Genomic DNA, 17994 nt, shown 5'->3' on the forward strand with positions numbered 1-17994 from the left:
GATTATCGAACATGGTTCAAGGCATTACCTCAACCGCATCACAACAAGGAGACACGTGATGCAAACCCGCAAGCTAGGAACTGAACTCGAAGTCTTCCCCGTCGGCCTCGGCTGCATGGGCATGAGCTTCGCCTATGGCGGTCAGGCAGAGGCAGAAGCGATTATCACCTTGCGTCGCGCCGTCGAAATTGGCGTCACCTTCTTCGACACGGCCGAGGTCTACGGTCCCTATGAGAACGAAATCCTGCTCGGCAAGGCGCTGAAGCCGGTGCGCGACAAGGTCACGATCGCCACCAAGTTCGGCTTCAAGATTTCCGAGAAAGGCTCAGGCATCGAGCGCATGGTCGGCGTCGACAGCCGCCCCGAGCACGTCAAGGCGGTGGCGGAAACCTCGCTGAAGCGGCTCGATACCGATGTCATCGATCTCTTCTACCAGCACCGTGTCGATCCCAATGTGCCGATCGAGGATACGGTTGGCGCCATGGCCGAGCTGGTGCGCGAGGGCAAGGTGCGGGCGCTGGGCCTGTCGGAGGTCAGTGCCGCCACCATCCGCCGGGCGCACGCCGTGCATCCGATCGCGGCCGTCCAGAGCGAATATTCGCTGTGGAGCCGTGATCCGGAAGACGAGGTGTTCGACGTCTGCCGCGAACTCGGTATCGGCTTCGTCCCTTACAGCCCGCTCGGCCGAGGCCTGCTCACCGGCACCATCGCCGAGCCCGAAACCTTGAGCGACGACGACTGGCGCCGCACCTTGCCGCGCTTCCAGGCCGATGCCATGGCGGCCAATGCCAAGGTCATTGCGACGCTGGAGAAACTGGCGGCGCAAAAGGGCGTGACCTCGGCGCAGCTGGCGCTGGCCTGGGTGCTGCACCAGGGCGATTTCATCGTGCCGATCCCCGGCGCAAGAAAAATCCGCCATCTCGAGCAGAACACAGCGGCGGCCGGGATTGAGCTCAGTGCGGCCGAGGTGGCGGCGATTGGCGATGCGCTGTCGCCGGACAAGGTGGTCGGCAAGCGCTATCCGGAGGAACTGCTGGCACTGGTGAATGGTTGAGTGCTTTACCCTCCCCCTTGTGGGGAGGGTCGATCCGCGTAGCGGATCGGGGTGGGGGTCCTCGTAGGGCGCTACGGCACCCTTTTCTTGTGTTGGCGCGAGGCACCCCCCTCTGCCCTGCCGGGCATCTCCCCCGCAAGGGGGAGATTGGCAGCCTCATCGGCGGCACCCATCTTGCAACGCTGGAGACCAGCGAAAGCAGCGGCGACAGCTAATCTCCCCCCTTGCGGGGGAGATGCCCGGCAGGGCAGAGGGGGGTGCGTCGCGCCGACATCTGGTCATTCTTCACCAAGGCACCACCGTAATCTCCGGCCAGCACTCCTTCGCCCGCGCCCCCTTGGCCTCATGCGTCTTTTGATTATCCGTCACCCTATTCGGCGTGATGCGGAACGAGAAAAGATCGTCCAGCCCGAACGGCGCCACCAGCTCCAGCTGTCCGTCAGCATCGTACCGCACGCCCACCGCATGCGTCTTCGAGGCAAAATGGCTGACGGACTCGGCTGAACTTGTATAGCGCGGGCAAGGCCGCCCGAACTTTTGCGGATACCACAGATGCACCCGCGCCTGGTTGCGCACCTCGACCGGTAGCGTCATCCCCTCGAAATGTTTCGCCGCTCGGCGAATGACCGCATCCTCGGCCTCGTAGGACAGGTCGCTGTCATCGAAGTAGAAGAGATCGACGTCCTTTATGCCGTAACCCGACGGTTTGCCGGTCAGATGGTTCCAGACGGAATTATAGAGCGCTCCTGAAACCACCAGCCAGTCCGGCAGGGCGAGCGCGCGTGTGCGTTCCAGCGCCTCGCGGACGAGCGGGTCCGCCGATACGATGTCGAGAAAAGCCGCTCGCTGAGCTTCGAAAGGCAGCCCGGAATAGCGCAGATTGTCCATCGCCCTTTGGAGAGCGATTCGCCATCGCTCGGCAATCCTCGGAAGGCAAAGATGTAGAGCTGGGTTAGCCGCTCTATGTCCTCAGCACGCCGCCCGTCTGCTTGCCGACATTGTCGACGATGCGCTTGGCCAGCGCTTCGAAATCCTCGTCGGTCAGCGTCTTTTCGACCGGCTGGATCGAGACTTCGATGGCGATCGACTTCTTGGCGGCGCCGAGCGAAGCGCCCTCGAAGACGTCGAACACCGAAACGCCTGACACCAGCTTCTTGTCGGCGGCGAGCGCTGCGCGCACCAGCGTGCCGGCCTCGACTCCTCTGTCGACGACGAAGGCAAAGTCGCGCTTCACCGCCTGGAAGGGGGAAAGCTCCAGCTTCGGCTTGGTTTTCGTCGGCTTGGCCTTCGGCTCCGGCACAGCGTCGATGTAGACCTCGAAGCCGCAGATCGGCCCGGAAGCGTCGAGCGCCTCCAGCGTCTTCGGGTGGAATTCACCGAATGTGCCGAGCACGGTCTTCGGGCCGAGCTTGATCGTGCCGGAGCGGCCGGGATGATACCAGGCCGGGCCGCCGGGCTCGATCTGCAGCCGGTCGACTGGTGCTCCGCAGGCTTCAAGGACCGCGATCGCATCGGCCTTGGCGTCGAACACGCCGACCGGGCCGGAATTGCCGGCCCAGTTGCGGCCGGAGCCCTCGAGCTTGGCCGTGCCGCGCCGCACGGCGGCGGCAACACGCCGCTGCTGGTCGGGGCCGTCGCCCTCGTAGGTGCCGGACACCTCGAACAGCGCCACGTCGCCAATGCCTTTGTCGGCATTGCGCTGCGCGGCAGAAATCAGCCCCGGCAGCAGCGAGGGTCGCATATCCGACATGTCGGCAGCGATCGGGTTGGCAAGCTTCAGTGCCGTCTGGCCGCCGCCGAACAGTTCGGCGTGCCTGGCCGGAATGAACGACCAGGTGACGGCCTCCATCATGCCGCGCACGGCAAGCGAGCGTTTGGCCGTGCGGGTGCGCACCTGCAGCGTGGTCAGTATCCTGGAATTGACCGCATCATGCGCGCCCAGCGGCTGCGGTGCGATGTTGTCGACGCCGTGGATACGCATCACTTCTTCGACCAGATCAGCCTTGCCGTCGACATCCGGGCGCCAGGACGGCACCGCCACATCAACGACTTCGCCCGAACCCTGCGGCTTGAAGCCGAGGCGCGACAGTATGTCGAGGCTTTCCGCTTTTGGCACCTCGATGCCGGTCAGCCGCTTCACTTCCGACAGCGGGAAGGAGACGATCTTGGGTGTGTGGCCGGCATAGCCGGCCACTTCGATCTCCGTCGGCGTACCGCCGCAGAAATCAAGCACCAGCCTGGTCGCCAGCTCGACGCCCGGAACCATGAATTCAGGGTCGACGCCGCGCTCGAACCGATAGCGCGCATCTGTGATGATCCCGAGCGAGCGTCCGGTACGCGCCGTGGTGATCGGGTCCCAAAGGGCGGATTCGATCAACACGTCGGTGGTGTTCTCGTCGCAGCCGGAATGCTCACCGCCCATGATACCGGCGATCGATTCGACGCCATTGTCGTCGGCAATGACGCACATGTCCGGCGTCAACGTGTATTCGCGCCCGTCGAGCGCCATGACCTTTTCGCCATTGCGCGCGCGGCGCACGACGAGGTTGCCGGCGACCTTGGCGGCGTCGAACACATGCAGCGGCCGGCCACGATCGAAGGTGACGTAATTGGTGATGTCGACCAGCGCGCTGATCGGCCTCAAGCCAATGGCGATGAGCCGCTGCTGCAGCCATTTCGGCGACGGGCCGTTCTTCACGCCCTTGACCAGCCGAAGCGCGAAGCCGGGGCAGAGCTCCGGCGCCTCGATCGTCACCTTCACCGGGCACATGCTGCTGCCGGCATGCGGCATGATGGCGCCGCCGACGAGGCGGCCAAGCCCGCTCGCCGCCAGGTCGCGGGCAATGCCGTAAATGCTGGTCGCGTCGGGACGGTTCGGCGTCAGATTGATCTCGATCACCGGATCGTCGAGGTGAGCGTAGGCGGCGAAGCTGGTACCGACCGGCGCGTCGGCGGGCAGGTCGATGATGCCGTTGTGCTCGTCCGACAGCTCCAGCTCCCGCTCCGAGCACATCATGCCATGGCTTTCGACGCCCCGGATCTTGCCGACCGTCAGCGTCACGTCGATGCCGGGCACATAGGTGCCGGGTGCGGCGAAGGCGCCGATCAGGCCGGCGCGGGCATTCGGCGCGCCGCACACCACCTGAATGGGCGCTGCGCCGTTGCCGGTGTCGACCGTCAGCACCCGCAGCCGGTCGGCGTCGGGATGCTGCACGGCTGTCAGCACCTTGGCGATGACGAACGGCTTCAGGCTGGCCTTGTCGTCGACATGCTCGACTTCGAGGCCGATCGAGGTCAGCCGCTCGACAATCTCGTTGAGCGGGGCGTCGGTTTCCAGATGATCCTTGAGCCAGGAGAGGGTGAGCTTCATCACAGTGTTCCGTTTTGTCTGTACCCGTCCGGTCTCTGTCCATCAGGCCGGGGTACGCTTGTCTTCAAATGGCGCGGCAGGTCGTCGGGCATATGCAGGAAAGGCAGCTGCTCGCGCACATAGGCATGGTGCGTCGGCCGGAAATAGGCCGGCATGTCCATGGCCCCGAGCATGAAATAGATGTGGTCTTGCAGCCGCTCGTCGACATAGGCGATCGGCGAGCCGCAAATGCCGCAGAACGAGCGCGTGACCGGCCCGTTCTCGTACATTTTCAGCGCCTTGCCGGTGAAAGCCACCTGCTCGGTGAGAAAGCCGACAAAGGCCGACACCGGCGCGCCGCTGGCGCGCCGGCAGTCGCCGCAATGGCAATAGCTGACATGGTGCGGTTCGGCCGAAGCCTCGAACCGCACCGCACCGCAGCGGCATCCCCCTGGATGGGGAGCAGTCATGCAGAAAGCCCTCCGAACAGCGTCGGCATGTCCAGCGGCCGGAAGCCGTAATGCGACAGCCAGCGCACGTCGGCGTCGAAGAAGGCACGCAGGTCCGGCATGCCGTATTTCAGCATGGCGATGCGGTCGATGCCCATGCCCCAGGCAAAGCCCTGATATTCGTCGGGATCGAGCCCGCCGGCGCGCAGCACATTGGGATGCACCATGCCGCAGCCGAGGATCTCCATCCAGTCGGAACCTTCGCCGAAGCGCACTTCGCCCGGCTTCGAGCGGTCGCACTGGATGTCGACCTCGAGGCTCGGCTCGGTGAACGGGAAGTAGGACGGCCGGAAGCGCATCTTGACCTGCGGCACCTCGAAGAACGCTTTGCAGAACTCTTCCAGCACCCACTTCATGTTGGCGACATTGGCCGACTTGTCGATCACCAGCCCCTCGACCTGATGGAACATCGGCGAGTGGGTGGCGTCTGAATCCTGCCGGTAGGTTTTCCCGGGAATGACGATGCGGATCGGCGGCTTCTGCTTCTCCATGGTGCGGATCTGCACGGGCGAGGTGTGCGTGCGCAACAGCTTGCGCTCGCCCTTCTCGTCCGGCTGGAAGAAAAAGGTGTCGTGCATCTCGCGCGCCGGATGCCCTTCAGGGAAATTCAGCGCGGTGAAATTGTAATAGTCGCTCTCGACATCGGGGCCTTCGGCAATGGCGAAGCCGAGATCGCCGAAGATCGCCGCGATCTCGTCGATGACCTGGCTGATCGGATGGATGCGGCCGCGCTCGGCCGGCGACTGCCGCACCGGCAGCGTGACGTCGACCGTCTCGGCGGCGAGCCGGGCAATGACAGCCACGTCCTTCAGTTCGGCCTTGCGCTGGGTCAGCGCCTCGGTGACGCGGTTCTTCAGCCCGTTGATCGCCGGGCCCTTGACCTGGCGCTCCTCGGCGCTCATCGCGCCCAGCGTCTTCAGCATTTCGGAGACCGAGCCCTTCTTGCCCAGCGCCGAGACACGCACGGCCTCGATCGCGGTTTCATCCGAGGCCGCCGCGATTTCGGCGAGCAACGAACCTTCCAGGGCATCAAGATTTCCAGCGGTGGCGTTCACGGCGAAACTCTCTTGGTCGGGTGGCCACCGTGGTTCGGTGCGTCACCATTTTGGTTACAGCGGGCATAAGAAAAACCCGCGCCAGCCGTGCCAGCGCGGGTTCCCCAAATCAGATATTGAATAGCTTGGGAAGCGCTGGCTTAGGCGACAGCGCTTTCAAAAGCATTCGGCGTCGTGTTCTTCAGATATTCGAGCGCGACCTTGGCCTTGGCCACCAGCGCGGCGAAAGCCTGCGGCTCATGGATGGCCATGTCGGACAGGATCTTGCGATCGATTTCGATCCCGGCCTTGTTGAGGCCGTCGATGAAGCGGCCATAGGTCAGGCCGTGTTCGTGGGTCGCGGCGTTGATGCGCTGGATCCACAGCGCGCGGAACGAGCGCTTGCGGTTCTTGCGGTCGCGGTAAGCGTACTGCAGCGACTTTTCCACCGCCTGCTTGGCGATGCGGATGGTGTTCTTGCGGCGGCCGTAGAAGCCTTTCGCGGCTTTCAGGACCTTCTTGTGCTTGGCGTGAGCGGTGACGCCTCTTTTTACGCGTGCCATGTCATGATCTCCTTAAACGCTGTTCCTGAAACCGAATGCTCAGAGGCCGTTCGGCAGAAAATTCTTGATGACCTTCTTGCCATCCGGTTCAGCCAGAACCATCGTGCCGCGGGCATTTCGAATGAACTTGTTGGAACGCTTGATCATGCCGTGACGCTTGCCGGCCGCAGCCGACAAAACTTTACCCGTACCTGTGATCTTGAACCGCTTCTTGGCGGCCGATTTGGTCTTCATCTTGGGCATTTTGCTACTCCGTATTGGTGGCGCACAATCGCGCTTCTTGTTCGCTTCGGGCGGACCAAAAGCCCGAAAAGCAAATGAAACCGCCACGGCATGCCCTGCCGGGCGGTTTTTTGGAACGCGGTCCTATACGTCAAAGCAGGCGCGCGCGCAACACCCGAAGGGCTGCGACGCTCTGTCCGGGATCAGGGCAGCCGGAACAACACGGGCAGAATGCCCGATTGCTGGGCGCCGTCGATGGACTCGAACACCGGCAACGCCACCAGGAACACCAGCCCATCGAGCAAGGTGGTCAGCAAAAGCCGCGGCTTGAAGCTGCCTGTATCGCCTTCCTGGTAGAGCGACAGATTGGGAAAAAAGCGCGGCACCCGCGCCAGATAGGCTTGGTAAGGCGCTCCAAGCACGTCCTTGAGATACCGCTCTTCGCGCAGGATGACGATGTGGAAGGCGCCGGCGCACAACAGCGCAAAAAGGATCATGCCGGAGAACGAGCCGATCTGCGCGCCGACGCCGGCTGCCGCGACAGTCGAAAAGACATAGAGCGGGTTGCGGGTGATCGAATAGGGTCCGCCGATCACCACTTCGGAGGATTTGCGGCCGCCGATGTAAAGGGTCGACCACAGACGGCCAACGACACCGAGGAAAATCAACAGCACGCCCACCATCTCGATCGTCTCGTGCACCGGCGTGTCCGGTGGAAAGGTCGACTGACCGAACAGGAGTGCGGCAAACAGCACCACCACCAGCACGGCAAGCACCATGCGGCGCATGTGCTGATAGCCGCCAAGGCCCTTTTCGGCTTCACGGTTGGCCATAGCGGAATCCATTCGAGGCGTTTGGGGCAAAGAAACACGTCCTTGGCGGTGCGGAACCGCCGGGCAAGAAAACAGGCGTCCCGTCGATCACCGGGACGCCTTGGAACTGGATTCAGGCGGATTTAAGCGCTGTCACCACGCCCGAGCCGATAATCGCATTACCTAAAGACACCTAGCGCGGCGCCAGCACCATCATCATCTGGCGGCCTTCGAGCTTCGGTTCCGCTTCGACCTTGGCGATGGTCGACACTTCCTCGCGCACCTTGTTCAGGAGCTGCATGCCGAGTTCCATATGCGCCATTTCGCGGCCGCGGAAGCGCAGCGTCAGCTTGACCTTGTCGCCTTCCTCGAAGAAGCGCCGCACGGCCTTCATCTTGGTCTCGTAGTCATGGCTGTCGATGTTCGGGCGCATCTTGATCTCCTTGATCTCGATGACCTTCTGGTTCTTGCGCGCCTCGGCCGCCTTCTTCTGGTTGGCGTATTTCAACTTGCCGAGATCGAGGATTTTTACGACGGGCGGCACCGCATTGGGCGATATCTCGACCAGATCGAGCCCGGCCTCTTCGGCGAGCAGCAATGCGTCGTTGATGGAGACATCGCCTCGGTTCTGGCCTTCGGCGTCGATGAGCTGGACCCGGGGAACCCGGATATCACGGTTGGAGCGCGGGCCATCCTTGGTAGGCGCCGCTGCTTTGAAAGGTCTGCGAATGGTCGTGGTCTCCTTGGCCGTTTCGTTCAGGGTTTCAATCTAGAAATATTCAGGACGCGCCAATGTGGTGAGCGCGCGGGCGGAGTCAATAGCACAGCGCTTACGGAAAATCACCCTGAACGCAGGTCTGCACCAAACAAAGGATATAGCGGGCACTTTCCGCCTCGCCTTTGCCTGTGCCAAAAGACCGGTCAGCAAAATCAGGACTGACAGACCGCCATGACCGCGACCACTCCAATCCTTCTGGATGTCCAGGGAATCAGCATCGCGGTGCGCCATTCCTCGGGCGCGACGCCCGGCATCGTCTGGCTCGGCGGCTACAAATCCGACATGCTGGGCACGAAGGCTGAGACGCTGTCTGATTGGGCAGCCCGCGAAGGCCGAGCTTTCCTGCGTCATGACTATTCCGGCCATGGCGAATCCGGCGGCGCCTTTGCCGACGGCACCATCTCGAAATGGCTCGGCGAGAGCCTCGCCGTCTTCCGGCGTTTCACCAAGGGAAAGCAGGTGCTGGTCGGCTCCTCGATGGGAGCCTGGATTGCACTGCGCATGGTACAGGAGCTGCGCAAGTCCGACGACACCAATGTGGTTGGCCTGGTGCTCTTGGCGCCGGCGCCGGATTTCACCACCGAGCTGGTCGAGCCGGCGCTGACCGCGGCACAGAAGCGCGACCTCAAGAAGAAGGGCTTTTTTGAGGAGCCATCGGACTATTCCGCCGAGCCTTATATCTACACAAGCGCGCTGATCGAGGACGGCAGGGCGAACCGGGTCATGACCGGCCCGATCGACACCCATTGCCCCGTCCATATCCTGCAGGGGCTGGCCGACGCCGACGCGCCGGCAAGCCATGCGCTGAAGCTGGTCTCCCTGCTGCCGGCCGACGACGTCACTTTGTCGCTCATCCCTGACGGCGATCACCGCCTGTCGCGGCCGCAGGACCTCGACATGCTGCTTAGGGCCGTGGGCGGCATGGTCGCGCGGGCAAAGTAGCGGGCGGGCGAGCTAGGCAAGAATGCGCATTTCCATCCCGATATCCGCCTTTGTCGCGGCAATCGTCGGCTTCGGCGGCACGCTGGCCGTCGTCATTGCCGCCGCCAAGGCGGTTGGCGCCACCCAGGCCGAAACCGCGAGCTGGGTGACGGTGCTGTGCCTGGCGATGGCGATCGAGTGCCTGTGGCTGTCCTGGCGCACGAAAATGCCCGTCATCACCGCCTGGTCGACACCCGGCCTGGCGCTGATGGCGGCGTCGAGCGGCTTTACCATGCCCGATGCGGTCGGCGCCTTCATCGTCACCGGCATCCTGCTGATCGTCACCGGCCTGTTCAAGCCTCTGACCCAGCTGATATCGAGGATACCGGCGTCGGTCGCGTCCGGCATGCTGGCGGGCATCGTCGTCACCTTCGCGCTCAATGCCGTCAAGACCATTCCCGTCGACCCCTGGCTGATCCTGCCGCTGATGGCGGCCTTCTTCGTCATCCGCCTGTTCAACCCGGCGCTGTCGGTGCTGGCGGTGCTGATCGGCGGCGGCACTGCCGCCTTCCTCACCGGCCGCGTCGGCGGCCTGCCGGCGCCGGAACTGTCGACGCTGACGCTGATAGCGCCGCATTTCAGCGCCGCCGCCATTATCGGCCTGGCGCTGCCGCTCTATCTCGTCACCATGGCCTCGCAGAACCTGTCGGGCCTCGCCGTGCTGCGCGCCGCCGGCTACCACCCCGAACCCGGCCCGCTGATCGGCGTCACCGGCCTGTTCTCGCTGCTGTCAGCACCGTTTGGCGGCTCGACCACCAATCTGGCTGCGATTTCGGCGGCGATCTGCACCGGGCCGGACGTCCATCCCGATCCCGCCGAGCGCTGGAAGACCGGACCCTTCTATGCGCTCGCCTATCTCGTCTTCGCGATTTTCGGGGCGTCGCTGGTGGCGATCTTCGCCGTGCTGCCGCAGAGCCTTATCGTGCTGGTCGCCGGTCTGGCGCTGATGGGGTCGCTCGCCAACGCGCTGTCGATCTCGCTCAAGGACGAGGACCAGCGCATGGCCGCCACGGTCACCTTCGTGGTCACCGCTTCAGGGTTGACGCTGTTCGGTGTCGGCGCTGCATTCTGGGGCCTGATCGCCGGGCTGGTCGTGCTTTTCCTCGAAGCGCTCAAAAAGAAATAATCATTTCAAACCCTTGTCCGGTTTTGGCCGGTATTGTCTTGAATCGCCGTTTTTCCCATCCCATTTCGAATCCACGCAGCCGGACCCGGCTGCTTCCAACTGAAGGACTGGGAGAAAATGAACACATCCGCATTGATCCGCCCGGCCTGGACGCCGGCGACCATCGCGCTGATGGTGATCGGCTTCATGGTGTTCTGGCCGCTCGGCTTGGCCATGCTTGCCTACATCATCTGGGGCGACCGGCTTGACGGCTTCAAGCGCGACGTCAATCGCGCCACCGATGGCATCTTCGCCGGCTGTCGCCGCGGTTCCGACAAGGCCGCGCGCTGGGGCCATGGTTCAGCTCGCACCGGCAATGTCGCTTTCGACGAATGGCGCGAGAAGGAACTCGAGCGCCTCGCCGAAGAGCGCCGCAAGCTCGACGAGATGCTGACCGAGTTCGACGACTATGCCCGCGAATTGCGCCGTGCCAAGGACCAGGACGAGTTCGACCGCTTCATGGCCAACCGCCACAAGTCGACTGCTCCGACCACAACAACTGAATCGACCAAGCCGGCGACCCCCAAGCGCAAGGGCTCGAACCTGCTCGACGACTGAGGCCGCGCGACAGGCCAAGGTATGATGACGGCGTCGCGCAAGCGGCGCCGTTTCTTTTTTGTTCTCTTTTGGCGTTCCCTCTACTGGTCGTTTTCCTCGAATCGCGTATCGTTCAGCCATGTCCTTCGGCTTCTTTCGCAACCTGACCAAGCCCAAGCCCTCGCCTGTCAAAGAGCGAGAGCATGTCGTTGCCGGCCGCACGCTGCCGCTCAGGATCGTCGAGAGCGCCCGGGCACGGCGGCTCACACTTCGCATCGATTCCGGCGGCCAGGGCCTGCGCATCACCGTGCCGCCGGGCCTGCGCCGCGGCGAGGTGGAAAAGTTCCTGCACCGCCACCAGGACTGGCTGGAGCAGCGGCTGGCCAAGGTGCCGACGCGGCCGCAGGTGCGCCCCGGCATCAAGGTCCCGATCCGCGGCGTGGCGCATCGCATCGTCCATGAACCGTCGAAGCGCGGCACCGTTTCCGTGTCGCGCGACGAGCGCGGCCCGCTGCTGATCGTGCATGGCGACCGCATTCATCTGCCGCGCCGCATCGCCGATTTCCTCAAGCGCGAGGCCAAGAAGGAGATCGAGAAGCTGGTGATCAAACACACCGAGACGCTCGGCAAGCGCGCCAAGGCGATCCGCTTCAAGGACACGTCGAGCCGTTGGGGCTCCTGCACCTCCGACGGCAACCTGTCCTTCTCCTGGCGGATCATGATGGCGCCGACGCCTGTCATAAACTACCTCGTCGCGCATGAGGTGGCGCATCTCAAGGAGATGAACCACGGTCCGAAATTCTGGAAACTGTGCGAGCAGCTCTGCCCCGACACTGACCGCTGCAAGGACTGGCTGAAGCGCAATGGCGGCGCGCTGCAGGCGATCGTGTTTGATTAGGGCGCACGTCGGGCGAGAGCAGCGTTCCCCTTCGCTTCGTCACGGTCTGCGCTGTGACGCTACGCTCCTTGCTGCGCCCGTGGATGACGAAATCGCGGTTGACGGCCCTAGGCCCCCTCAATCATCATTCGCCGCATTCAGTTCCTCCGGCCGCAGTCCCTCATTTCCATGATGCGGCCAGGGCAGGAAATCCTTCTCGAAGGCGTCGCCGCCGAAATAATCCAGCGCCCGATGGGCTTCCGCCCCGTCGAAGGCGGCCTTGTCCATCAGATGAACAATGACCTCGCGCGCCTGCGCGATCTTCTGCCTGAGTTCGGCTACGGTCCGGTCGGCCATGTCGTCTGCTCCCGCCTTGGCTTGTCCTTCATAGGTAGCGCTCTTGGCGCTGCCGGCAAACAGCATGCTTTTTCTCGACTCTTGCGGCTTTTCGTGCCAATCCCCGCGCCATGGCGCTCGACATCAAGATCTGCGGGTTGAAGACCGATGAGGCAATGGCCGCGGCATTGGCCGGCGGCGCCAGCCATGTCGGGTTCATCTTCTTCGCCAAGAGCCCGCGCTATGTCGAGCCTGCGGAAGCCGGCCGCCTGCGCCAGGCGGCAATCGGCAAGGCCAGGGCGGTTGCCGTGACCGTCGATGCCGATGACGCCTTCCTGGATGAAATTGTCGAAAAAATGCACCCCGACATGTTGCAGCTGCACGGCGCGGAAACGCCGGAGCGGGTGGCTGCGGTGAAGGCCCGCTATGGTCTGCCTGTGATGAAAGTATTCTCCGTCAGCGAGGCCGCCGATCTCGAGCGGCTAAAGCCCTTTGTCGGCATTGCCGATCGGTTCATGTTCGATGCCAAGCCGCCGAAAGGCTCGCAACTGCCGGGCGGCAATGGCGTCGCCTTCGACTGGCGCATTCTGGCCGGCCTTGACGCCGGGCTCGATTACATGCTTTCCGGTGGGCTCAACGCCGCCAACATCGGCGACGCCCTGAGGTCAGCCAATCCGCCCGCAATAGACATTTCGTCGGGCGTGGAAAGCGCTCCGGGGGTCAAGGACCCGGCGCTGATCGAGCAGTTTTTCCGGGCCGTCAGGGCCGCGCGCGACGACCGCGCCGCCTGAATAATTCTTTCGAACCAGGAGATCGGCGATGGACCAGCCGGCGACACCCAATTCCTTCCGCACCGGACCCGACGAGCAGGGCATGTTCGGCATCTTCGGCGGCCGCTTCGTCGCCGAGACGCTGATGCCGCTGATCCTCGACCTCGAACGGCACTGGAACGAGGTCAAGAACGATCCGGACTTCAAGGCCGAGCTGACCGATCTGTCGACGCACTATGCCGGGCGGCCCTCAAAACTGTATTTCGCCGAAGGGCTGACGAAACATCTTCGTGAGGTTTCCTCGGCGAAGGGCCTCAGGGGCGGCGCCAAGGTCTATTTCAAGCGCGAGGACCTGAACCACACCGGTTCGCACAAGATCAACAATTGCCTCGGCCAGATCCTGCTGGCCAAGCGCATGGGCAAGAAGCGCATTATCGCCGAGACCGGCGCCGGCCAGCACGGCGTCGCGGCAGCCACGGTTGCGGCGCGCTTCGGCTTCCCCTGCGTCGTCTATATGGGCGCCACCGACGTTGCTCGGCAGAGCCCCAACGTCTTCCGCATGAAGCTGCTTGGCGCCGAAGTGCGCCCGGTCACCGCCGGCCACGGCACGCTGAAGGACGCCATGAACGAGGCGTTGCGCGACTGGGTGACCAATGTCGAGGATACTTATTACCTGATCGGCACCGCCGCCGGCCCGCACCCCTATCCCGAGCTGGTGCGCGACTTCCAGTCGGTGATCGGCACTGAGGCGCGCGCCCAGATCCTCGAACAGGAAGGCCGGCTGCCCGACACCATCATCGCCGCCGTCGGCGGCGGCTCCAACGCCATCGGCCTGTTCCATCCCTTCCTTGACGACAGGCAAGTCCGCATCATCGGCATCGAAGCCGGCGGCCGCGGCCTTGACGGCATCGAGCATTGCGCCTCGATGAATGCCGGCGCGCCCGGCGTCCTGCACGGCAACCGCACCTATCTGCTGCAGAATGCCGACGGCCAGATCCTGGACGGCCATTCGATCTCGGCCGGACTCGATTATCCCGGCGTCGGCCCCGAGCACTCCTGGCTGCGCGATTCCGGCCGCGTCGAATACGTGCCGATCCTCGACGACGAGGCGCTCGAGGCCTTCAAGCTGACAACGCGTGTCGAAGGCATCATCCCGGCGCTGGAATCCGCGCACGCGATCGCCCATGCGGTCAAAATCGTGCCTGATATGGACAAGGACCAGATCGTCATCGTCAACCTGTCGGGACGTGGCGACAAGGATGTGCACACGGTGGCCTCGATGCTGGGCATGGAGATCTGATCATGGTGACCCGCATCGACCGCCGCATGGCGAAGCTGAAAGCCGAGGGCCGTCCGGCGCTCGTCACCTATTTCATGAGTGGCGACCCGGACTATGCCACCGCTTTGTCGATCATGAAGGCGCTGCCCAAGGCTGGCGCCGACGTCATTGAAATGGGCATGCCGTTTTCCGATCCGATGGCCGATGGCCCGGCGATCCAGGCAGCGGGCCTGCGGGCGCTGAAAGGTGGCCAGACGTTGGTCAAGACCTTGCAGATGGCGGCGGACTTCCGCGCTGGCGACAACGAGACGCCGATCGTTCTGATGGGCTATTACAACCCGATCTACATCTACGGCGTCGACCGTTTCCTGAAGGATGCGATCGCCAGCGGCATCGATGGGCTGATCGTCGTCGACCTGCCGCCGGAAATGGACGAGGAACTCTGCATCCCGGCGCTGAAGGCCGGCATCAACTTCATCCGCCTGGCGACGCCGACCACCGACGACAAGCGCCTGCCCAAGGTGCTGCAGAACACCTCGGGCTTCGTCTATTACGTCTCGATGACCGGCATCACCGGCTCGGCTCTGGCCGATACCGGTAAGGTTGCGGCCGCGGTCAAGCGCATCAAGGGTCACACCGACCTGCCGGTCTGCGTCGGCTTCGGCGTCAAGACCGCCGAACAGGCGCGCATCATCGGCGCCAATGCCGACGGCGTCGTCGTCGGTACTGCCATCGTCAATGCGGTTGCCAATGTGCTGGGACCGAAGGGCGAAAAGACCGCCGACCCGGCGGAGGCCGTCGCCACTTTGGTCAGCGGCCTGTCGCAAGGGGTGCGTTCGGCCCGCCTTGCTGCTGCCGAATAGTTTCCCTACGTCTTTAGCCAACTCTTCGTCAGGACAGGACCCGAAGCGATGAACTGGATCACCAACTACGTTCGCCCGAGGATCAATTCGATGCTCGGCCGGCGCACCGATATGCCCGAGAATCTCTGGATCAAGGATCCCGAGACCGGCGAGATGGTGTTCCACAAGGACCTGGAATCCAACCAGTTCGTCATTCCGTCATCGGGCCATCACATGAAGATCTCGGCCAAGGAGCGGCTCAAGTTCTTCTTCGACGACGGCAAATACGAGCAGCTTGAGAACCCCAAGGTCATGCAGGACCCGCTCAAGTTCCGCGACGAGAAGCGCTATACCGACCGCCTCAAGGACGCCAAGGCCAAGACCGGCCTGGAAGACGCCATCGTCAACGCGCTGGGCACGGTCGAAGGCCTGCCGGTGGTGGTGACGGTGCAGGACTTCGCCTTTATGGGTGGCTCGCTCGGCATGGCCGCCGGTGACGCCATCGTGCACGCTTTCGAGGTCGCCTTGCAGCGCAAGCGGCCGCTGATCCTGTTCGCGGCCTCCGGTGGCGCCCGCATGCAGGAAGGCATCCTGTCGCTCATGCAATTGCCGCGCACCACGGTCGGCCTCGATCGGCTGAAGGAAGCCGGTCTGCCCTACATCGTCGTCTTGACCAACCCGACCACTGGCGGCGTCACCGCCTCCTACGCCATGCTGGGCGACGTCCATATCGCCGAACCCGGCGCGCTGATCGGTTTTGCCGGCCCGCGCGTCATTGAGCAGACCATCCGGGAAAAACTGCCGGACGGGTTCCAGCGCTCCGAATATCTGATGGAGCACGGCATGGTCGACATGGTGGTGTCGCGGCTGGAACTGCGCGGAACGATTGCGCGGCTGTTGAAGATGCTGCTCAAGGTTCCCGAGCAAAAGCCGCTGGAGCCGGAAATCCTGCCGCCGGCCATCCTCCCGACGGAAGCCAGGCCGCAGGCCTGACGCGACGTTTCTGGCCGCTATCAGTGATTGCGTGCGCCTGCGCGCATGCTTAGGATTCTCCCATGACAACGCTTGCCGCAGACCGCGAAATCGACGCCTTGATGGCGCTGCATCCGAAAGGCTTCGACCTTTCGCTCGACCGCATCACCCGGCTGCTCGAACGTCTCGGCAATCCGCAGGACCGGCTGCCGCCGGTCATCCACATCGCCGGCACCAACGGCAAGGGTTCGTGCGCGGCCTTTTCGCGCGCGCTGCTCGAAGCCGGCGGCCATCTCGTCCATGTCCACACGTCGCCGCATCTGGTGAACTGGGCCGAGCGCTACCGGCTGGCGGCCGAAGGCGGCGGCAGGCTGGTCGACGATGAGACCTTCGCCGAAGCCATTGCCCGCGTCGCCCAGGCCAATGAAGGCCAGAAGATCACCGTCTTCGAGATACTCACCGCCGTCACCTTCATCCTGTTTTCCGAGCATCCGGCCGCTGCCTCCATCATCGAGGTCGGCCTTGGCGGCCGCTTCGACGCAACCAATGTCGTCTCCCGGCCGGCCGTGTCGGTGATCATGCCGGTGTCGATGGACCACGAAGCCTATCTCGGCGACCGGGTCGAGTTGATCGCCGCCGAAAAGGCCGGCATCATGAAGCGCGGCTGCCCGGTGGTGATCGGCGCGCAGGAGAGCGAAACGGCGTTGCAGGTGCTGATCGAAACCGCCGAGCGGCTCGATTGCCCGACCTTCGTCTATGGCCAGGATTTCCTCGCCTTCGAGGAAAACGGCCGCATGGTCTACCAGGACGAGGACGGGCTGATGGACCTGCCGCCGCCGCGCCTGCCCGGACGCCACCAGTTCGCCAATGCGGCGGCAGCCATTGCCGCGGTCAAGGCCGCCGGCTTCGAGATCAGCCACCGCGCCACGGAAAAGGCGATGACCACCGTCGCCTGGCCAGGCCGCATGCAGAAGCTGGCACAGGGCAAGCTGGCGGAACTGGCGCCCAAGGGGGCCGACATCTGGCTCGACGGCGGCCACAATCCCGGCGCCGGCTTGGTCATTGCCGAAGCTTTGGCCGAGCAGGAAGAGAAGAACCCGCGGCCGCTGTTTTTGATTGCCGGCATGATCAACACTAAGGACCAGAGCGGCTATTTTCGCGCCTTCAAGGGTCTGGCACGGCATGTCTACACGGTGCCGGTGAGCATGAGCGATGCCGGTGTGCCGAATGACGAGCTGGCGGTCCGCGCGACGGAAGCCGGGCTGACCGCCGAGCCGGTCAGCTCCGTCGCCAGCGCGCTGATGCTGCTGCGCGACACCTGGGATGGCCCGGCGCCACGCATCCTGATCGGTGGTTCCTTGTATCTCGCGGGCGCAGTGCTGGCAGAAAACGGCACGCCGCCGACTTGAAGCCGTTCACTGCGAGGAGCCGGTCATGATTAAGGTCAAGCAGCTCGCCCATGTCTGCATTTTCGCGCATGATCTGGAAGTGACGCGAAGCTTCTATGGTGGCGTGCTCGGCCTCGACACCCAGTTCAATTTCCTGCGCGACGGCAAGGTGTTCGGCTTCTACCTCAATTGCGGCGGCCGCAGCCATGTCGAAGTGTTCCAGAAGGACGGCACTGAATACAACGAGCAGAACCAGATCAACCACCTTTGCCTTGAGGTGGAAAACATCGACGCGGCGATCGCCCACATCAAATCGAAGGGCGTCGACGTCACGGCCAAGAAACACGCCTGCGATGACACGTTTCAGGCCTGGCCCGACTTGAACACCTGGACGAGAACACAAAAAGAACATAGCCAAGTAAGTCATTGATTTTTAGTGACCGTAGCATGTCAATGAAAATAGTGTGGTGCTAAATTCTTTCACCGGAACGGCGGTAATTCTTGACTGTTTGGTGATTCTGGCGGT

20 protein-coding genes are annotated in these 17994 nt (G+C 63.5%); 11 read left to right on the forward strand and 9 right to left on the reverse strand.

Going from position 1 to position 17994, the window contains the following annotated elements; genetic code table 11:
- Positions 1-58: 58 nt before the first annotated feature.
- The gene (locus ACWGTI_RS25050) at positions 59-1054 is read left to right on the forward strand and encodes an aldo/keto reductase (RefSeq protein WP_454589605.1); all 996 of its coding nucleotides are present in this window, start codon (positions 59-61) and stop codon (positions 1052-1054) included.
- A 285-nt stretch (positions 1055-1339) separates the two neighbouring features.
- On the opposite strand, the gene ACWGTI_RS25055 is transcribed toward ACWGTI_RS25050, so the two are convergent.
- The 8 genes from ACWGTI_RS25055 to infC form a co-directional block, all read right to left on the reverse strand.
- Positions 1340-1942, reverse strand: coding sequence for a nucleotidyltransferase family protein (locus tag ACWGTI_RS25055; RefSeq protein ID WP_454589606.1), 603 nt, complete (start codon positions 1940-1942; stop codon positions 1340-1342).
- A 73-nt stretch (positions 1943-2015) separates the two neighbouring features.
- Positions 2016-4424 (reverse strand): phenylalanine--tRNA ligase subunit beta, encoded by a 2409-nt coding sequence (gene pheT, locus ACWGTI_RS25060; RefSeq protein ID WP_454589607.1) that lies wholly within the window; start codon positions 4422-4424, stop codon positions 2016-2018.
- A complete protein-coding gene (locus ACWGTI_RS25065; RefSeq protein ID WP_454589608.1) occupies positions 4424-4873 on the reverse strand; it encodes a GFA family protein in 450 nt (149 codons plus the stop codon). The genes pheT and ACWGTI_RS25065 overlap by 1 nt, the downstream gene beginning before the upstream one ends.
- The gene (gene pheS / locus ACWGTI_RS25070; protein WP_454589609.1) at positions 4870-5967 is read right to left on the reverse strand and encodes a phenylalanine--tRNA ligase subunit alpha; all 1098 of its coding nucleotides are present in this window, start codon (positions 5965-5967) and stop codon (positions 4870-4872) included. Before pheS ends, ACWGTI_RS25065 begins: the two co-directional genes overlap by 4 nt.
- A 140-nt stretch (positions 5968-6107) precedes the next feature.
- The gene (gene rplT / locus ACWGTI_RS25075; protein WP_027053776.1) at positions 6108-6509 is read right to left on the reverse strand and encodes a 50S ribosomal protein L20; all 402 of its coding nucleotides are present in this window, start codon (positions 6507-6509) and stop codon (positions 6108-6110) included.
- A 39-nt stretch (positions 6510-6548) separates the two neighbouring features.
- Positions 6549-6752: a 50S ribosomal protein L35 gene (gene rpmI, locus ACWGTI_RS25080; protein ID WP_006201248.1), complete on the reverse strand. Its 204-nt coding sequence runs from the start codon at positions 6750-6752 to the stop codon at positions 6549-6551.
- Between the two features lie 182 nt (positions 6753-6934).
- Complete coding sequence (locus ACWGTI_RS25085; protein ID WP_454589610.1) at positions 6935-7564, reverse strand: methyltransferase family protein; 630 nt, start codon at positions 7562-7564, stop codon at positions 6935-6937.
- Between the two features lie 172 nt (positions 7565-7736).
- Positions 7737-8273, reverse strand: a complete 537-nt coding sequence (infC, locus tag ACWGTI_RS25090) for a translation initiation factor IF-3 (protein ID WP_112559872.1) — start codon at positions 8271-8273, stop codon at positions 7737-7739.
- A 219-nt stretch (positions 8274-8492) separates the two neighbouring features.
- Here infC and ACWGTI_RS25095 point away from each other — a divergent pair, with 219 nt between their 5' ends.
- From ACWGTI_RS25095 to ACWGTI_RS25110, 4 genes are all read left to right on the forward strand, one after another.
- A complete protein-coding gene (locus ACWGTI_RS25095) occupies positions 8493-9263 on the forward strand; it encodes an alpha/beta hydrolase (RefSeq protein ID WP_454589611.1) in 771 nt (256 codons plus the stop codon).
- Between the two features lie 22 nt (positions 9264-9285).
- On the forward strand, positions 9286-10428 hold the full coding sequence (locus ACWGTI_RS25100; protein ID WP_454589612.1) for a benzoate/H(+) symporter BenE family transporter: 1143 nt from the start codon (positions 9286-9288) through the stop codon (positions 10426-10428).
- Between the two features lie 117 nt (positions 10429-10545).
- Positions 10546-11025: a DUF2852 domain-containing protein gene (locus tag ACWGTI_RS25105; RefSeq protein WP_454589613.1), complete on the forward strand. Its 480-nt coding sequence runs from the start codon at positions 10546-10548 to the stop codon at positions 11023-11025.
- Positions 11026-11143: 118 nt separating this feature from the next.
- On the forward strand, positions 11144-11902 hold the full coding sequence (locus ACWGTI_RS25110) for a M48 family metallopeptidase (protein WP_454589614.1): 759 nt from the start codon (positions 11144-11146) through the stop codon (positions 11900-11902).
- A 117-nt stretch (positions 11903-12019) separates the two neighbouring features.
- On the opposite strand, the gene ACWGTI_RS25115 is transcribed toward ACWGTI_RS25110, so the two are convergent.
- Entirely contained in the window at positions 12020-12304 is a 285-nt protein-coding gene (locus tag ACWGTI_RS25115; RefSeq protein WP_454589615.1) for a hypothetical protein, read from the reverse strand.
- Positions 12305-12348: 44 nt separating this feature from the next.
- Here ACWGTI_RS25115 and ACWGTI_RS25120 point away from each other — a divergent pair, with 44 nt between their 5' ends.
- The 6 genes from ACWGTI_RS25120 (at position 12349) to ACWGTI_RS25145 (ending at position 17898) form a co-directional block, all read left to right on the forward strand.
- Positions 12349-13008, forward strand: a complete 660-nt coding sequence (locus tag ACWGTI_RS25120) for a phosphoribosylanthranilate isomerase (RefSeq protein ID WP_454589616.1) — start codon at positions 12349-12351, stop codon at positions 13006-13008.
- A 28-nt stretch (positions 13009-13036) separates the two neighbouring features.
- A complete protein-coding gene (gene trpB / locus ACWGTI_RS25125; RefSeq protein WP_454589617.1) occupies positions 13037-14287 on the forward strand; it encodes a tryptophan synthase subunit beta in 1251 nt (416 codons plus the stop codon).
- A gap of 2 nt (positions 14288-14289) precedes the next feature.
- The gene (trpA, locus tag ACWGTI_RS25130) at positions 14290-15129 is read left to right on the forward strand and encodes a tryptophan synthase subunit alpha (protein ID WP_454575369.1); all 840 of its coding nucleotides are present in this window, start codon (positions 14290-14292) and stop codon (positions 15127-15129) included.
- A 48-nt stretch (positions 15130-15177) separates the two neighbouring features.
- Positions 15178-16101, forward strand: coding sequence for an acetyl-CoA carboxylase, carboxyltransferase subunit beta (accD, locus tag ACWGTI_RS25135; RefSeq protein WP_454589618.1), 924 nt, complete (start codon positions 15178-15180; stop codon positions 16099-16101).
- A gap of 62 nt (positions 16102-16163) precedes the next feature.
- Positions 16164-17489 (forward strand): bifunctional folylpolyglutamate synthase/dihydrofolate synthase, encoded by a 1326-nt coding sequence (locus tag ACWGTI_RS25140; RefSeq protein ID WP_454589619.1) that lies wholly within the window; start codon positions 16164-16166, stop codon positions 17487-17489.
- Between the two features lie 25 nt (positions 17490-17514).
- On the forward strand, positions 17515-17898 hold the full coding sequence (locus tag ACWGTI_RS25145; RefSeq protein ID WP_454589620.1) for a VOC family protein: 384 nt from the start codon (positions 17515-17517) through the stop codon (positions 17896-17898).
- Positions 17899-17994: the final 96 nt, after the last annotated feature.

This window comes from Mesorhizobium sp. ArgA1, assembly GCF_053714375.1.

Coding starts and splice junctions, on each gene's coding strand:
- ACWGTI_RS25050 (WP_454589605.1), top strand. CDS start 59: ATGCAAACCCGCAAGCTAGGAACTGAACTCGAAGTCTTCCCCGTCGGC.
- ACWGTI_RS25055 (WP_454589606.1), bottom strand. CDS start 1,942: ATGGACAATCTGCGCTATTCCGGGCTGCCTTTCGAAGCTCAGCGAGCG.
- pheT (WP_454589607.1), bottom strand. CDS start 4,424: ATGAAGCTCACCCTCTCCTGGCTCAAGGATCATCTGGAAACCGACGCC.
- ACWGTI_RS25065 (WP_454589608.1), bottom strand. CDS start 4,873: ATGACTGCTCCCCATCCAGGGGGATGCCGCTGCGGTGCGGTGCGGTTC.
- rplT (WP_027053776.1), bottom strand. CDS start 6,509: ATGGCACGCGTAAAAAGAGGCGTCACCGCTCACGCCAAGCACAAGAAG.
- rpmI (WP_006201248.1), bottom strand. CDS start 6,752: ATGCCCAAGATGAAGACCAAATCGGCCGCCAAGAAGCGGTTCAAGATC.
- ACWGTI_RS25085 (WP_454589610.1), bottom strand. CDS start 7,564: ATGGCCAACCGTGAAGCCGAAAAGGGCCTTGGCGGCTATCAGCACATG.
- ACWGTI_RS25095 (WP_454589611.1), top strand. CDS start 8,493: ATGACCGCGACCACTCCAATCCTTCTGGATGTCCAGGGAATCAGCATC.
- ACWGTI_RS25100 (WP_454589612.1), top strand. CDS start 9,286: ATGCGCATTTCCATCCCGATATCCGCCTTTGTCGCGGCAATCGTCGGC.
- ACWGTI_RS25105 (WP_454589613.1), top strand. CDS start 10,546: ATGAACACATCCGCATTGATCCGCCCGGCCTGGACGCCGGCGACCATC.
- ACWGTI_RS25110 (WP_454589614.1), top strand. CDS start 11,144: ATGTCCTTCGGCTTCTTTCGCAACCTGACCAAGCCCAAGCCCTCGCCT.
- ACWGTI_RS25115 (WP_454589615.1), bottom strand. CDS start 12,304: ATGCTGTTTGCCGGCAGCGCCAAGAGCGCTACCTATGAAGGACAAGCC.
- ACWGTI_RS25120 (WP_454589616.1), top strand. CDS start 12,349: ATGGCGCTCGACATCAAGATCTGCGGGTTGAAGACCGATGAGGCAATG.
- trpB (WP_454589617.1), top strand. CDS start 13,037: ATGGACCAGCCGGCGACACCCAATTCCTTCCGCACCGGACCCGACGAG.
- trpA (WP_454575369.1), top strand. CDS start 14,290: ATGGTGACCCGCATCGACCGCCGCATGGCGAAGCTGAAAGCCGAGGGC.
- accD (WP_454589618.1), top strand. CDS start 15,178: ATGAACTGGATCACCAACTACGTTCGCCCGAGGATCAATTCGATGCTC.
- ACWGTI_RS25140 (WP_454589619.1), top strand. CDS start 16,164: ATGACAACGCTTGCCGCAGACCGCGAAATCGACGCCTTGATGGCGCTG.
- ACWGTI_RS25145 (WP_454589620.1), top strand. CDS start 17,515: ATGATTAAGGTCAAGCAGCTCGCCCATGTCTGCATTTTCGCGCATGAT.